15 protein-coding genes are annotated in these 13,999 nt (G+C 66.4%); 6 read left to right on the plus strand and 9 right to left on the minus strand.

What is annotated here, in order from left to right; translation table 11 throughout:
* Positions 1 to 17 precede the first annotated feature (17 nt).
* Positions 18 to 578, plus strand: coding sequence for an NADPH-dependent FMN reductase (locus ACPJW8_RS17395; RefSeq protein WP_330189084.1), 561 nt, complete (start codon positions 18 to 20; stop codon positions 576 to 578).
* A 63-nt stretch (positions 579 to 641) separates the two neighbouring features.
* Here ACPJW8_RS17395 and ACPJW8_RS17400 read toward each other — a convergent pair whose 3' ends face one another.
* The gene (locus tag ACPJW8_RS17400) at positions 642 to 1,613 is read right to left on the minus strand and encodes a permease prefix domain 1-containing protein (protein WP_330189083.1); all 972 of its coding nucleotides are present in this window, start codon (positions 1,611 to 1,613) and stop codon (positions 642 to 644) included.
* Positions 1,610 to 1,951, minus strand: a complete 342-nt coding sequence (locus tag ACPJW8_RS17405) for a PadR family transcriptional regulator (RefSeq protein WP_330189082.1) — start codon at positions 1,949 to 1,951, stop codon at positions 1,610 to 1,612. The genes ACPJW8_RS17400 and ACPJW8_RS17405 overlap by 4 nt, the downstream gene beginning before the upstream one ends.
* 119 nt (positions 1,952 to 2,070) lie before the next feature.
* On the opposite strand from ACPJW8_RS17405, the gene ACPJW8_RS17410 reads away from it, so the two are divergent.
* Complete coding sequence (locus ACPJW8_RS17410; RefSeq protein WP_330189081.1) at positions 2,071 to 3,363, plus strand: PLP-dependent aminotransferase family protein; 1,293 nt, start codon at positions 2,071 to 2,073, stop codon at positions 3,361 to 3,363.
* A gap of 73 nt (positions 3,364 to 3,436) precedes the next feature.
* Positions 3,437 to 3,862: a universal stress protein gene (locus ACPJW8_RS17415; RefSeq protein WP_330189080.1), complete on the plus strand. Its 426-nt coding sequence runs from the start codon at positions 3,437 to 3,439 to the stop codon at positions 3,860 to 3,862.
* A 17-nt stretch (positions 3,863 to 3,879) separates the two neighbouring features.
* On the opposite strand, the gene ACPJW8_RS17420 is transcribed toward ACPJW8_RS17415, so the two are convergent.
* The 5 genes from ACPJW8_RS17420 to ACPJW8_RS17440 form a co-directional block, all read right to left on the minus strand.
* On the minus strand, positions 3,880 to 4,443 hold the full coding sequence (locus ACPJW8_RS17420; RefSeq protein WP_330189153.1) for a phosphatase PAP2 family protein: 564 nt from the start codon (positions 4,441 to 4,443) through the stop codon (positions 3,880 to 3,882).
* Between the two features lie 109 nt (positions 4,444 to 4,552).
* The gene (locus ACPJW8_RS17425; RefSeq protein ID WP_330189079.1) at positions 4,553 to 6,166 is read right to left on the minus strand and encodes a dihydrolipoamide acetyltransferase family protein; all 1,614 of its coding nucleotides are present in this window, start codon (positions 6,164 to 6,166) and stop codon (positions 4,553 to 4,555) included.
* 12 nt (positions 6,167 to 6,178) lie between these two features.
* Complete coding sequence (locus ACPJW8_RS17430; protein WP_330189078.1) at positions 6,179 to 7,159, minus strand: alpha-ketoacid dehydrogenase subunit beta; 981 nt, start codon at positions 7,157 to 7,159, stop codon at positions 6,179 to 6,181.
* Positions 7,159 to 8,415 carry a pyruvate dehydrogenase (acetyl-transferring) E1 component subunit alpha gene (gene pdhA / locus ACPJW8_RS17435; protein WP_330189077.1) on the minus strand — a complete coding sequence of 419 codons (1,257 nt, stop codon included), beginning with the start codon at positions 8,413 to 8,415 and terminating at the stop codon, positions 7,159 to 7,161. Before pdhA ends, ACPJW8_RS17430 begins: the two co-directional genes overlap by 1 nt.
* A gap of 147 nt (positions 8,416 to 8,562) precedes the next feature.
* Complete coding sequence (locus ACPJW8_RS17440) at positions 8,563 to 9,681, minus strand: histidinol-phosphate transaminase (RefSeq protein ID WP_330189076.1); 1,119 nt, start codon at positions 9,679 to 9,681, stop codon at positions 8,563 to 8,565.
* A gap of 99 nt (positions 9,682 to 9,780) precedes the next feature.
* On the opposite strand from ACPJW8_RS17440, the gene ACPJW8_RS17445 reads away from it, so the two are divergent.
* The 3 genes from ACPJW8_RS17445 to ACPJW8_RS17455 all read left to right on the plus strand — a co-directional run bounded on the left by ACPJW8_RS17445 (position 9,781) and on the right by ACPJW8_RS17455 (position 12,382).
* Entirely contained in the window at positions 9,781 to 10,785 is a 1,005-nt protein-coding gene (locus ACPJW8_RS17445) for a LacI family DNA-binding transcriptional regulator (RefSeq protein ID WP_330189075.1), read from the plus strand.
* A gap of 95 nt (positions 10,786 to 10,880) precedes the next feature.
* Complete coding sequence (locus ACPJW8_RS17450) at positions 10,881 to 11,936, plus strand: DNA polymerase IV (RefSeq protein WP_330189152.1); 1,056 nt, start codon at positions 10,881 to 10,883, stop codon at positions 11,934 to 11,936.
* A 23-nt stretch (positions 11,937 to 11,959) separates the two neighbouring features.
* Complete coding sequence (locus ACPJW8_RS17455; protein ID WP_330189074.1) at positions 11,960 to 12,382, plus strand: phage holin family protein; 423 nt, start codon at positions 11,960 to 11,962, stop codon at positions 12,380 to 12,382.
* Here ACPJW8_RS17455 and ACPJW8_RS17460 read toward each other — a convergent pair.
* Both ACPJW8_RS17460 and ACPJW8_RS17465 read right to left on the minus strand, forming a co-directional pair.
* Positions 12,379 to 13,611 carry a hypothetical protein gene (locus ACPJW8_RS17460; RefSeq protein ID WP_330189073.1) on the minus strand — a complete coding sequence of 411 codons (1,233 nt, stop codon included), beginning with the start codon at positions 13,609 to 13,611 and terminating at the stop codon, positions 12,379 to 12,381. The two genes, ACPJW8_RS17455 and ACPJW8_RS17460, sit on opposite strands and share 4 nt — an antisense overlap.
* A complete protein-coding gene (locus tag ACPJW8_RS17465; RefSeq protein ID WP_330189072.1) occupies positions 13,605 to 13,928 on the minus strand; it encodes a hypothetical protein in 324 nt (107 codons plus the stop codon). The genes ACPJW8_RS17460 and ACPJW8_RS17465 overlap by 7 nt, the downstream gene beginning before the upstream one ends.
* Positions 13,929 to 13,999 lie beyond the last annotated feature (71 nt).

Below are 13,999 nucleotides of genomic sequence, written 5' to 3' on the forward strand. Positions count from 1 at the left end.
TCCCCCAAGGAGTCACCATGACCAAGAGCACCGTCCTCACCCTCGTCGGCAGCCTGCGCGCCGGTTCCACCAACCAGCAGCTCGCCGAGGCCATCGCCCTGAACGCCCCGGAACACGTTGACGTGGTCATCCACGAGACCCTGGGCAACATCCCGTTCTACAACGAGGACATCGACGTCGAAGGCCAGGTTCCGGCCGCCGCAGCCGCACTCCGCCAGGCAGCCACCGAGGCGGACACCCTCCTCCTGGTCACCCCGGAGCACAACGGCACCATTCCCGCTTCCCTCAAGAACGCCATCGACTGGCTGTCCCGCCCCTACGGTGCCGGCGCCCTCTCAGGCAAGCCCACCGCCGTCGTTGGTACCGCCTTTGGCCAGTTCGGCGGCGTCTGGGCCCAGGACGAGACCCGCAAGGCTGTTGGCATTGCCGGCGCCGAGGTCCTGGAAGACGTCAAGCTGGCGGTTCCCGGCTCCGTTGTCCGCTTCGCCGAGACCCACCCCAAGGACGACGCCGAGATCGTGGAGCAGATCAAGGGCATCTTTGACGCCCTGACGGCTACGCAGCCGGCGGCTTCCTAGTCCGTTCAGCGCAAAGCCCCGCACTCCTGGTCCACGTGGACCGGGAGTGCGGGGCTTCGTTGGTTAAAGGGCCGGCTGCACCTGCCGGGAGGTGCTGTCACTGGTGGCCCGGCGGAAGCCGTCGAAGATGTCCCACCCGGCACCCAGGAACACGGCGACGGCGGCACCGGCAGCGATGACCGGTCCGGAGGTGGGCCCCCACGGCCAGCCGATGGCGCCCAGGAACGCTGCATCCACGAGCTGTCCGCTGAGAAACAGCCACATGGCCGGAACAATGAACGCCAGGTTCAGTACCGCGTTCACTATGGCCAGGGTCCACGTCCAGCCGGTCCGGAAAACCGCGACGGCGAACGCGGCCTCCACGACCAGCAGCAGGATGAAATACGGGATCCAGAAGGACCACAATGCCGGGTTCAGGAGCGGAATGGGTTCGCGGACACCATCTCGGAACACCACGCCGAAGTGCTGCCAGACGATAGCGGCGATGAAGGCTGCCAGCAGCACGAGTGAGGCGATCAGCTCGCTCCTTCGGGCCGTCCGGCCGCTGTCCGGCAGCTCAGGAAGCTGCTCCACGGACCACTTCTCCGTGGGCGCCGAACCGCTGCGCTCAACAATGACGAAGATCAGCGTGACCCAGAAGAACACATGCACGGCAATGGAAATGGCTCCCGCAACCGTGGCGCCGATGATCTGGCCGGCAGGCGCCCCGCTGATCAGCTGGCCCAGCAGGATTCCTACCGCGCCAAATGGCAGCGCCACGGCGGCGATGGTCTTCAGGAGCCGGAGCCAGCTGAGGTAGTGGCGCGGGCCGATGAGGTGCAGCGGCCTGTCGATATACCGCGCAGCGGTGCGGGCGGGGTCGCCAAGTTCCGCCAGCGCCTCCCGTTCGGCAGCGTCCTGGTCTGCGCCGGCGGCCATCCGGGCATCGATGGCGTCTCCGATGCGTTCGCGGAGTTCCTGGCCGAACTCCGTGCGCTGGCCGTCCGGAACACTGCGTCCGGCGGCCCAGATGTAACGGTCTGTCAGGCTGGTCATTGTGATTCTCCCCTGGTGAGTCCTGTCAGTGCGGCGTCAATGCGGCGCCAGTCTTTGGTGAGGACGACGGCGAGCTCCTCACCGGCCGGGCTGGTGCGGTAGAACTTCCGCGGCCTGGCGTCTTCGGTGTTCCATTCGCTTTCCAGCAGCCCCTGCTTTTCCATCCGGCGGAGCAGCGGGTACAGGGTGTTGGCGTCCACGATGATGCCGAGCGCATTCAATGATTCAAGCAGCGCGTAGCCGTAATCCGGCGTGCCGAGCCGCACCAGGCAGGCGAGCACCACAGTGCCGCGCCGCAGTTCCTGGATGTGGCCGGCAGTGGTTTCTTCTGTACCCATGACAGAGACAATACTGTGTGTCACACACTATTGCAACGGACACCGCCTGGCTTATTTCCGTGGGCTTCAGGAAAACAGGGGTTGCATATAGGGCAACCCCTGTTGGTATCCTTGCAACTGTGACCCACGAAACACTGGATTCCGCAGCAGAGTTGCTGCCGGCAGAAGCAATTGACGCGATCGAGCGTGCGGCAACGTCCGCCCACCGCCACGAGGGCCTTTTCTCGGAGCGCGCCGCCAATATCAAGCAGTCAGCCGTGCGGGACGTCTTTGACATCTCCCTGCGACCTGGCCTTGTCTCCCTCGCCGGCGGCAGCCCCTACCTGGAGTCCCTGCCGCTGGACAGGCTGGCACAAACGGCCGCGGACATCATCGCCAACGAAGGGCTCAGCGCCCTGCAGTACGGAAACGGCCAGGGCACGCTGGAACTGCGGGAGCAGATCTGCCAGGTGATGGCCGCCGAAGGCATCACCGACGCCTCACCCGCGAATGTGGTCATCACCGCCGGTTCCCAGTCGGCGCAGGACATCGCCACCAAGCTGTTCTGCAATCCCGGGGACGTGGTGCTGGTGGAAACCCCCACCTACGTTGGCGCCCTGAACACCTTCGAGGCCTATCAGGTCCAGGTGGAACCTGTAGAGATGGACGACGACGGCCTGGTGCCTGAGCTGCTCGAGGAACGGATCGCAGCACTCCAGGCAGAGGGAAAGAACGTCAAGTTCCTGTACACGATTCCCAGCTTCAACAATCCCTCCGGGATCACGCTGGCCGAAGACCGCCGACAGCGCATCGTGGACATCTGCAGCGCCGCGAACATCCTGGTGCTGGAGGACAACCCGTACGGCCTGCTGAAGTTTGACGGCCAGCCGCTGACGCCGCTGCGCGCCGCGAACCCGGATGACGTGATCTACATGGGTTCGTTCTCCAAGATCTTCGCCCCGGGCCTGCGGATCGGCTGGGCCCTGGTACCCGAACACCTGCAGCGCCGGTACTACCTGGCGGCGGAGGCAGTGACCCTTTGCCCGCCGTCCCTGAACCAGATGCTCGTCTCCGCGTACCTGCGCGATTACGACTGGCTGGGCCAGATCCAGACGTACCGCGGCCTGTATGAGGAGCGCTGCCAGGCCATGCTCGCCGCGCTGGAGGAGCACATGCCTGAAGGCCTCACCTGGACCCGGCCGGACGGCGGCTTCTTCGTGTGGGTCACCCTGCCCGAAGGAGTGGACACCTACCCGCTCCTGGCAAAGGCGATTGACGCCGGAGTGGTGTTCATTCCGGGAGCCGCCTTCACGCCGTCGGACGAACCGTCCAACAAGCTGCGCCTCGCCTTCAGCGCCGTCCCCCCGGAAGCCATCATCGAGGGTGTGCGCAGGCTGGCGCCCGTGCTGCGCGAAGCGATCGACGCGCTTTGAGCCGCCGCACTGTAATCTAGCCCCACCGGACAGAACCGGACGCCTGAGCGCTACGGAACAAAGGAGTACCCGAATGAGTGGAATCATCGTTGTCGGAGTGGACGGCAGCCCTACGGCCAAAAAGGCCGCTGAGAAGGCCCACACGCTGGCCCAGGCCCTGGGCGCCGGACTCCACGTGATTTCAGCTTTCGACAAGGACCGCACCGAGGTTTTTGGCAGCGGCAGCGACCAGATCATCATTTCCGATGCTGACGGCGCCGAGTACGTGGCACGCACCGTGGCCGAATCCCTGGGCCGCGACGTCAGCGTTACCTACTCCGCCGCACGCGGCAAGCCGGCGGAAGCCCTGATCAACGAGGCCGCGCGCCTGAACGCGCAGATGATCGTGGTGGGCAACCGGCGCATGCTGGGCATCGCCCGCGTGCTGGGCAGCGTGGCCAACAGCGTGGCACACAACGCCTCCTGCGACGTCTACATCGCCAACACCTACGACGCCTAGGCAGCCTTAGGGCCGGCCTACAGCAGCCACTGCAGGAACAGCCACCACATTCCGGCCATCACCACGGCGCCAAAAAGTGTTCCGGCCACCACCTGCGCCACCGTGTGGGCGCGGAGCACCACGCGCGCCCAGCCAACGGCGGGGATAAGCAGCAGGAGCGGGAGCCAGGCCGGCCCCAGGATGACCGTGACCACTACGGCGGCGCAGGAGACGGCTGCCGCATGCCCGCTGATTTTCCAGAACGCGCTGATGACGGCCACCATAAGCACCCCTGCCACAACGGCAAGCATCGCGGCCAGCACGCTTCGCGGGGCACCAACTGCCAGCAGCACGGCGATCCCCGCCAGGACTGACACCACCGCCATCAGCAGCACCAGGGGCCGCTGGCTCCTGGTGCTGACGTGGTGGTCCGTCACCTTCCCCAACCGGACCAGCACGAGGACCATCACCAGCGGCAGGACGCAGACGAACAGCCCCGCCACCGCGCCGTAGCCGGCGGTCGCCGGGAATCCGGGCTCGACGGCGGAACTCAGCAGGAGCATGGCCAGCACCGTTACCGGGGGCTGGAAAACCTCCGACAGGACGTTCGCCGTGCGGCGTGCTGCCCCGTTGGTGGCAGCGCCGGCTGCGGCTGGGTCTTTATTGTCTGCTGCAGCAGCGGTGGTGGTTTTCACGGACTCCAGTCAACCACTAGTCCAGCAGCAGCGCCGGTTCCTCCAGGATGGCAGCCACGTCAGCCATAAAGCGTGCAGAGAGGTCCCCGTCCACCACCCGGTGATCGAACGAGCCGCCCAGCGTGGTGATCCAGCGCGGGATGACCTCGCCATCCAGCACCCAGGGCTTCTGCTTGATGGTGCCGAAGGCGACGATTGCCACCTCGCCCGGGTTGATGATGGGAGTACCGGTATCGATGCCCAGGGCGCCGATGTTGGTAATGGTCAGCGTGCCGCCCTGCATGTCCGCAGGCTGCGTCTTCCCGGCGCGGGCCGTGGTGGCAAGCTCATTCAGCGCAAGGGCCAGCTGCTTCAGGGACAGGTCCTGCGCGTCCTTGATGTTCGGCACCATCAGCCCACGGGGTGTGGCCGCGGCGATGCCCAGGTTCAGGAAGTGCTTGACGTGGATCTCGGCGCTGCTGCCGTCAGCATTGTCCACCCAGGTGGCGTTGACGCTGGGGTTCCTTGCGGCCGCCCAGATCACGGCCTTGGCCAGGATCAGCAGCGGCGAGACCTTGATGCCCTCAAAGTCCCGCGATGCCTTCAGCCGCTTGACGAACTCCATGGTCCGGCTGGCATCGACGTCCACAAAAATGCTGACGTGGGGCGCCGCGAAGGCCGATTCCACCATGGCCTTCGCCGTGGCCTTGCGGACGCCCTTGACCGGGATCCGCTCGATCCGCTGGTCCTGCGGCCGGCCCTTCTTGCCCCAGAAGCCCTCAGCCTTGTCCAGCTCGGCGTCGCGCTGGGCCTGGTAGCTCACCAGGTCCTCCCGGGTCACCTCGCCGCGCAGGCCAGTGGCCACAACGTCCGCGAGGTCGATGCCGAGGTCCCGGGCGATCTTCCGTACCGGCGGCTTCGCCAGGACGCGGTTGACCAACCCGGTGATACCCGCGATGCCCGCCTGGGCAGCGGCCGCGGCGCCGGTGATGGAGCCTGCCGAGATCCGGCTTCCCGGCCCTGCGGTTTCGGCATCCACCGGAATGGACGCCGACGCCGGAACGGGCGGTTCGGTGACTGCAGCCGGGGTGTGCGGCTGCACGGGCTCCACTTCCGGAGCGTTGTGCGTCATGGCGTTGGCTCCGGTGATAGAGCCTGACCCGGTGATTGAGCTGCCCTTAGTAATTGAGCTTGTCGAAATCCGCGGCCGGCGCTTCACGGCGTCGGCCTTGGGACCGGAACCCACCAGCGGTCCGCCGGCCATACCGGCGTCGGCAGCCTTCTCCGCCCCACCAGCATCTGTGGGCAGCGTGCCGTACAGCGGCTGCTCTACGTGCAGCACCTCCGAGGGGTCCGCATGGGCGGCAGCGGCGGGAACAGGCGCGTCAGCGGGCGTTGGGTCCCCCTCCACAGTGTCAGAGACGCTGATGATGGGCGTGCCGACGTCGATGGTTACACCCTCGGGGGCCAGCAGCTCACGTACGGTTCCCGCATAGGGGGACGGCAGTTCCACCAAGGACTTGGCGGTCTCGATCTCGCAGAGGATGTCATTGATGGCCACCGAATCGCCGGGCTTGACCTTCCAGGAGACGATCTCCGCCTCGGTGAGTCCTTCGCCAACGTCCGGGAGGTTGAATTTCTTCAGGGTCATGGTGTCCTCGGGTCAGTAGGCGAAGGCGCGGTCCAGCGCCTCAAGGATGCGGTCGATGTCCGGCAGGTAGTCTTCTTCCACCTTGGCCACCGGGTACGGCATGTGGAAGCCGCCCACCCGGATCACCGGCGCTTCGAGCGACAGGAAAGCCCGTTCGCTGACGCGCGCCGCGATTTCTCCGCCAATGCCGCCGAACGTGGGGGCCTCGTGGGCCACGATCAGCCGGCCGGTCTTCTGGACCGAGGCCGTGACGGTGTCGAAATCGATGGGTGAGATGGAACGGAGGTCAATGACCTCAACGCTGTGCCCGTCCTCTGCAGCGGCGTTGGCGGCGGCGAGTGCCACCGGAACCAGCGGGCCGTACGCGACGACTGTGGCATCCGTGCCCTCGCGGAGGACATGTGCGGTGAAAGGGTCAGCGGCAGGGCCGGGTGAATCGAGGTCAACCTCGCCCTTGAGCCAGTAGCGGCGCTTGGGCTCGAAGACGATCACGGGATCCTGGCATTCCACGGCCTGCTGGATCATCCAGTAGGCATCGTGCGCGTTGGACGGGGTAATGATGCGCAGCCCGGCGGTGTGCGCGAAGAGCGCCTCCGGGGACTCCGAGTGGTGCTCCACCGAACCGATTCCGCCGCCGTACGGGATGCGGATGACCACCGGCACCGTCAGGCGGCCGTGGCTGCGGGCGTGCATCTTGGCCAGCTGGGTGGTGATCTGGTTGAAGCCCGGGAACACAAAGCCGTCGAACTGGATCTCGCAGACCGGGCTGTAGCCGCGCAGCGCCATGCCGATCGCGGTACCGATGATGCCGGACTCCGCCAGCGGGGTATCCACCACACGGGACGGTCCGAACTCTGCGATCAGGCCCTCCGTGACGCGGTAGACGCCGCCCAGGGGGCCGATGTCCTCACCCATCAGCAGGGCTTTGGGGTTGCTCTTCAGTGACGCGCGGAGGCCTTCGTTGATGGCCTTGGCGATGGTCATGGTGGTCATCAGCGGGCATCCTCGCTTGCGTCTTCTGCTTCTCCGGCGTCGGCGAAACCGGCACTGTACTGCTCAAACCAGGCCAGTTCCTCGGCCACCAGCGGATGGGCGTCCGCGTAGACGTTGGCGAAGCTGGCACGGATGTCCGGGGACTTGAGGTCGTACGCGGTGCGGCGGACGTAGGCGGCAAGTTCATCGCCGTCGGCCTTGACCTGCTCGAAGAAGGCGTCGTCAGCATAGCCCTCGGCCCGAAGGTGCTTCTCCAGCCGCTCCAGCGGATCCTTGGCGCGCCAGAGTGTTTCCTCGGCGGATTCGCGGTACTTGGTGGGGTCATCGGCCGTGGTGTGCGCGCCCACCCGGTAGGTGAAGGCCTCGATCAGCACGGGACCATTGCCGCTGCGGGCGTGTTCCAGGGCCCACTCGGTGACGGCATGCACAGCGATGACGTCGTTCCCGTCCACACGGATACCCGGGAAGCCATAGCCCAGCGCGCGGTTGGCCAGCGGGATGCGGGTCTGCACCGAGGTGGGAACGGAGATGGCCCAGTGGTTGTTCTGGCAGAAGAACACCACCGGCGCCTTGTAGGACGCGGCGAAGACCATGGATTCGTGGACGTCGCCTTCGGAACTGGCACCATCTCCGAAGTAGGCGACGACTGCGGCGCGGTCCTGGGGATCAGCCGGGTCCGTGGCTGCGGCGGGATCTGCGCCGATGGCGTCCGCCAGCTGCTGGTCCCGCTGGATGCCCATGGCATAGCCCACTGCGTGGAGGGTCTGGGCGGCCAGCACCAGCGTGTAGAGGTGGAAGTTGGTTTCCTTCGGGTCCCAGCCGCCGTTGGACACGCCACGGAACTGGCGCAGCAGCTCGGCGAGGTCCACGTTCCGGGTCAGGGCAACGCCGTGCTCGCGGTACGTGGGGAAGATGTAGTCCTGCGGCTGCGTGGCACGGCCTGAACCGATCTGTGCAGCCTCCTGGCCGGTGAGGGGCACCCACAGGGCGAGCTGGCCCTGGCGCTGCAACGCCGTGGCTTCCTGGTCGAAACGCCGGATGGTGGCCATGTCCGCGTAGAAACCGCGCAGCTTCTCAGGGTCCAGCCGCTGTGCGTAGCTGGAAAAGACCTCGTCCGTACCGAGCTTGCCGTCAACGTCCAGCAGTTGGACCATGTCCACGCCGGGCCCGCCCAGGACGGTCTCGGCGCTGGCCTCGCGCTGTTCGTCGACGTCTGCTGCGTCGAACTCGGTGGAGGGCAAATGTGTGGCGCCCATACCGTCTCCTTGCTTGCCGCATCCGGATGCGTTGCAATCGCTGGGATATATGCCTGAAACGGAATGCATTCCATATCGGGCATATATTTTGGCTTACTGGCTCTTACTTTATCCGCAGTAAGGTGCGGGGAGGCTTAATGTTAAGCGCTAGGAACCCCGTGGCGCTTTTGTATAGTCCGCACACACGCTGAGGAACCGGGTGTTGGCTTCCGGTTCACCGATGCTCACGCGGACACCGTCACCGGCGAACGCCCTGACGGACAGGGCGGCGGCCCCGGCGTAGGCGGCGAAGTCCGCGGAGTCGGCTCCCAAGTCCAGCCACACGAAGTTGCCCTGCGCGTCAGGGACGCGCCAGCCAAGTGCCCGCAGCCCCTCCATCACGCGGGTCCGTTCATCCACCAGTGTTTGTACCCTTTCTACAATCCGGCCGTAATGCTGAAGGGATACAACCGCTGCTTCCTCCGCAATCTGGGACACCGCGAACGGCGTGGCGGCGGCGCGCAGGTAGCGGGTGAGGGCGGGCTGGGAAATGCTGTAGCCCACGCGCAGGCCCGCCAGCCCGAACGCCTTCGAGAACGTTCGCAGGACCACCACATTCGGGTATTTACGGTAGATCCCAATACCGTTGACCGCGCCTTCCGCGCGGACGAATTCCAGATAGGCCTCATCAATGACCACCACGACGTCCTCAGGGACCGCGCGCAGGAACTCTTCCGTTTCTGCCTCGGTAATGGCCGGGCCGGTGGGATTGTTGGGCGTGCACAGCAGCACCACCCGCGTCCTGGGCGTGACGGCCGCGGCCATGGCTGCCAGATCGTGCCGGCCATCCGCTGTGAGGGGAACCTGCACACCCGCCGCCCCGCTCAGCCCCACACTGATGGGATACGCCTCGAAGGAGCGCCACGCGTACACCACTTCGTCCGGCTCGCCGTCGTCGTTCTGTCCGGCAAAGGCGGCCAGGACCTGGTTCAGTGCTCCGAGGCTGCCGGCCCCGGTGACGATGTCCTCCGACGGGACGTCCAGGTGCCCGGCGAGCGCGGTCCGGAGCCTGGTGCTCAACGGATCGGGGTAACGGTTGAAGTCCAGGCGGCCGGCGATGGCCGCGGCTACCTCCGGCAGGGGCGGAAGCGGGTTCTCGTTGGAGGACAGTTTGTAACTGGTAAGCCCTGCCACGGCCACGGGCGGCTTGCCGGCGGCGTAGTGGGGCAGGCGGTCCACCACGGGACGCGGCCTCACCCCGTCCGCCGGGGTGGAAGATGGGATCATGGCTCCCAGCCTACTGTCGGCATAGCCCTGAGGGTATGGCCCGGCCGCTGCTAACGTGGGACCGTTCGCCAACAAATGACCGAAAGCGGAGGGGCAGCGATGGAGAACTCCGCGGGCCCCGTACGGCGTCCCACCATCATGGAAGTGGCCAAAGCCGCGGGTGTCTCCCACCAGACTGTATCCCGCTTCCTGCGCTCCGAGACGGGGATGAAGCCCGCCACACGTGACAGGGTCCGGGCGGCCGTTGAGCAGCTGAACTACAGGCCCAACCTGGTGGCCCGTTCCATGCGCACCCGCCGGACGGGGCGTTTGGCGGTGCTGCTGCCGGCCGTCACGTACAGTCCGGCACGGATGCTGTCCGGGGCCAGCGAGGCCGCCCATGAAGCCGGCTACGTCCTGGAGATCCTCAGCCTCCCCGACGCCGGATCCCGGACGGAGCGGATGCTGGAACTGGCTGAGTCGGGCCAGGTTGAAGGAATCCTTGCCCTGGCGCCGGTCGATGGCGGAGTGGTGAGCCGTCCTCCGTCCGGGGCGGCCATAGTGGTGTCCCCCGATTTTGACGACCAGATGCGCGGCATCGGAGCGCTTGCGGACGCTTCCCCTGTGGCAGAAATAATGGAGCACTTGGCAGGCCTGGGCCACCGCCGCTTCCTGCACGTTGGCGGCCCCAGCCAGTTCGCGTCCGCACGTGCACGCCGCGAGGTGTACCTTTCCTCCATTGACCGCCTGGGCCTGGAATCGTTCGGCGCCGTGGAGGGCGACTGGAGCGGGCGCTCCGGTATGGAGGTGATGCTTGATTTGCCCGGAGACCGGCGGCCTACCGCCGTCATCGCCGCCAATGACGTGGTGGCCGCCGGCGTGGTGAGGGGCGCCATAATGCGCGGCTGGCGGGTCCCGGAAGATCTCAGCGTCACCGGCTGGGACAACCTGGAGGCCGCCGAGTACCTGTCCCCCTCCATGTCCACCGTGGATGTGGACCTGGAACGGATTGGCGCCGACGCCATGCGCCGGCTGGTGGCGGTCATCCGCGGCGAAGTCTTCGAGCCTTCGCCCACGCCCTTGAACCGGATCATCTGGCGCGAATCCGTGGGGCCCGCTTCCTGATATTCCGATCCCGCTGACCGCTTCCGGTTTTCTCCTGGACAGTCCACAAGAAGCCGAATGTGGGCCACACTGGTGGCGTGGGCGGAATCCAGTGGGTGCTGCATGTGGACCTAGACCAGTTCATCGCGGCCGTCGAAGTGCTGCGGCGGCCTGAACTGGCGGGCAAGCCGATCATTGTGGGCGGCCGCGGCGATCCCACGGAACGGGCGGTGGTATCCACCGCGTCCTACGAAGCGCGGGAATTCGGGGTGGGTTCCGGAATGCCGCTGCGCATCGCGGCCCGCAAGGTGCCTGACGCCGTGATCCTCCCGGTGGACCAGGAAGCGTACCTTGCAGCCTCTGAGACGGTGATGGCGGTCCTGCGGAAGCAGCCCGGCGCCACCGTCCAGGTCCTGGGCTGGGACGAGGCATTTGTGGGCGTTGAAACGGACAACCCCGAGGACTACGCCCGGAATCTGCAGGCTGCCGTCCTGGAGGAAACCCGGCTGCACTGCAGTGTAGGCATCGGGGACACGCTGGTCCGGGCCAAGGTGGCCACCGGTTTTGGCAAGCCGGCAGGGGTTTTCCGGCTCACGGCGGCGAACTGGCTGGACGTGATGGGTGGCCGGCCAACCCGGGAACTGTGGGGCGTGGGGACCAAGGTCTCAGCCCGGCTGGTCAAACTGGGCATCACCACGGTGGCCCAGCTCGCCGCGGCGGATCCCCAGGACCTGGTCCCGGAATTCGGCCCACGGATGGGTCCCTGGTATGCGGAGCTGGGACGCGGTGACGGCTCCGGCACTGTGGATGACACACCCTGGGTTGCGCGTGGCCACAGCCGGGAAACCACCTTCCAGCAGGACCTTACCGAGCCCGGCCAGGTAGAAGATGCCGTGCGGGAACTGACAGCTCGCGTCCTGGAGGACGTTGTGGCGGAAGGACGGCCCGTGGTGGGGCTGACCCTCAAGGTCCGGTACGCCCCGTTCGTGACCAAAACCCATGCGCGGAAGGTCCCGGAGACCTTTGACAAGGGCGACATCCTCGCGCGGGCGCTCGACCTCGCCACCGCAATCGAAGCGGGCCGGCCGATCCGGCTCCTGGGGCTCCGGGCCGAAATGGCCATGCCTGACGATGCCCGGAAAGGACATACACCAACCCGCGGCGGCTGGTGACCGGTGTGTGGGAGCATGGGCCCATGCGATCATTTCCTGTCCGGGTCCTCATCAACGGCCTTGCCCTGTGGGTTGCCAGCTGGCTGCTGCCTGGAATGGACATCTCCAGCAGCGCCACCACCAGCGCCGTGGGCAATACCGGCGTCACGGAAGGCACCGAGGTCATCGGGATCATCCTGGCCTACCTGTTTATCGGCCTGATTTTCGGAGTGGTGAATGCCTTCGTCAGGCCACTGGTCAGCTTCCTCTCGCTGCCCATCACCATCCTGACCCTGGGCCTGTTCACGGTGATCATCAATGCGGCCATGCTGTACCTCACTGCCTGGATCAGCAGCTACACACCCGTGCACTTCACCATCGACTCCTTCTTCTGGACTGCCATCCTTGGTGCGATCATCATTTCCCTGATCTCGCTGGTTTCCGGCCTGCTTCCCGGCAAGCGCTAACGCCCGCCCTGGCGCCTGGACGTCACCACCTCACGCTGGGCGGGGGCCTGTGGTTTCCGTTCCGGGACCCTGGTCAGCGCCATTGTGGTGGCAGTGGCAGCGCCACCCACTCCCACAACGCCGCCCAGGACTCCCAGGGACTCGACAACTGACGGGTCCGTGCTGCCGGACAGCTCCGCAGCGCCGTCACGGTAGTTCTCCAGCGAATGCCCGGGGCCAAGGCCGTGATCTTCCCCCTCCGGAGTCTGCACGCGGTCCGTGAGGGTGACAGTTACACGGTTCCTGGCGTCAGGGCCCGTGGCGCCGTCGGTGATGGGCACCCAGTCCTGGCGGTGTTCCAGGTGCAGGCTGCTGATGGCCGGGTCCGCCTCCACGGCGCCCACCGGGGATCCCGCCGTCAGCACGTACTTCAGCTCGAACTCGCCCTGGAACTCACGGTCTTTGGCCAGGTTCATGGCATGGATTCCGCCCTGGCTGTAGCCGACGGCAACCACTTCACTGCCTGGCGCGGCGCCGGCTTCACGCAGCCCTTCACGGATGGCCCGGATGGTCTCAACGGAGTTGTATCCCAGGCCCTCAACGATTCCAGCGGTATCAAACGGATCACAGCCGCCCATGGGCCCTCCGCGGGTGCCTGGCACGATCACGATGTACGCAGGTTCGCCGCCCCGTTCCACCCTGACCACTTCGACGGCAGCACCGTGTTCGCCTTCCAGCTGCCGGGCCCGCTCGAGCAGCCCTGCCGGTGTGGCGTCCAGCTCGATTGACCTGGCAGGACCGGCCGCAACGGTGATCTCCCGCGGCTTCGCGATGGAACCCGGGATTTCGCCAGCGAGCCGGTTTAGACCAAACGTGTGCAGGGGCGTGAGGCCGCCTTGTGCCTGCTGCATGGCGATGGCAGCCTCATTCGCCTCATAGTCCCGGTGTGCCATTCGAACATCCCGGCTGAGGTCCTCGAGTTCGGAACGGGCCGCTTCCCAAGCCGAGAGGGCCTCCCCCACCGCCGTCATGGCCGCCGGTCCGGTGGCGGCCGCATGGAACGGGGCAAAAATCAGCCCCTGGCGCACTCCTTCCAGGCGCAGTTCAACGTCCCGCAGATCACCGGCCAGCATTTCAAGCTGCCGCGCACCTGCCACCAGTTCGTCGAGCTGGAAGCTGACGCCACCCACTCCGCCCCGCACCCGCAGCTGCCCAACCTGCTCAGGTTCAAGTGCCGCCAGATCTACCAAGGGAAACCACCGGCGGCTGATTCGGACTTCGCAGCGGCCACAGCTTCCGCATGCCTGGACACCGCTGACCGGGCCGCCTGAAGAAGGTGGCCCGCCCGCCGCAGGGCATCGCTTTGCCGGCCCACGCTGTCCCGGTAGGCGCGGCCGGCAGGTGACTGCCAGTCCATCAGCTGGATGCCCTGCAGCCTTGCCACGATCCGCTCACCCTCGTCAGCACATTGCGCGATCCGCCCGGCCAGCATCCGCAGCTGCTCCGACTGCTGCCCGCCGGCACTGCCCTGCCAGCCCCCCAGGCCATTCCCCGGCCATGCGTTCATGGTTCCTCCTTCTTTCCCGGTCATGACGCTACCCAGCGCGCAGTATGGGCGGCATCCTCCGCCGGTCCTAT

The organism is Pseudarthrobacter sp. J47, assembly GCF_049810315.1.
Lineage (GTDB): Bacteria > Actinomycetota > Actinomycetes > Actinomycetales > Micrococcaceae > Arthrobacter.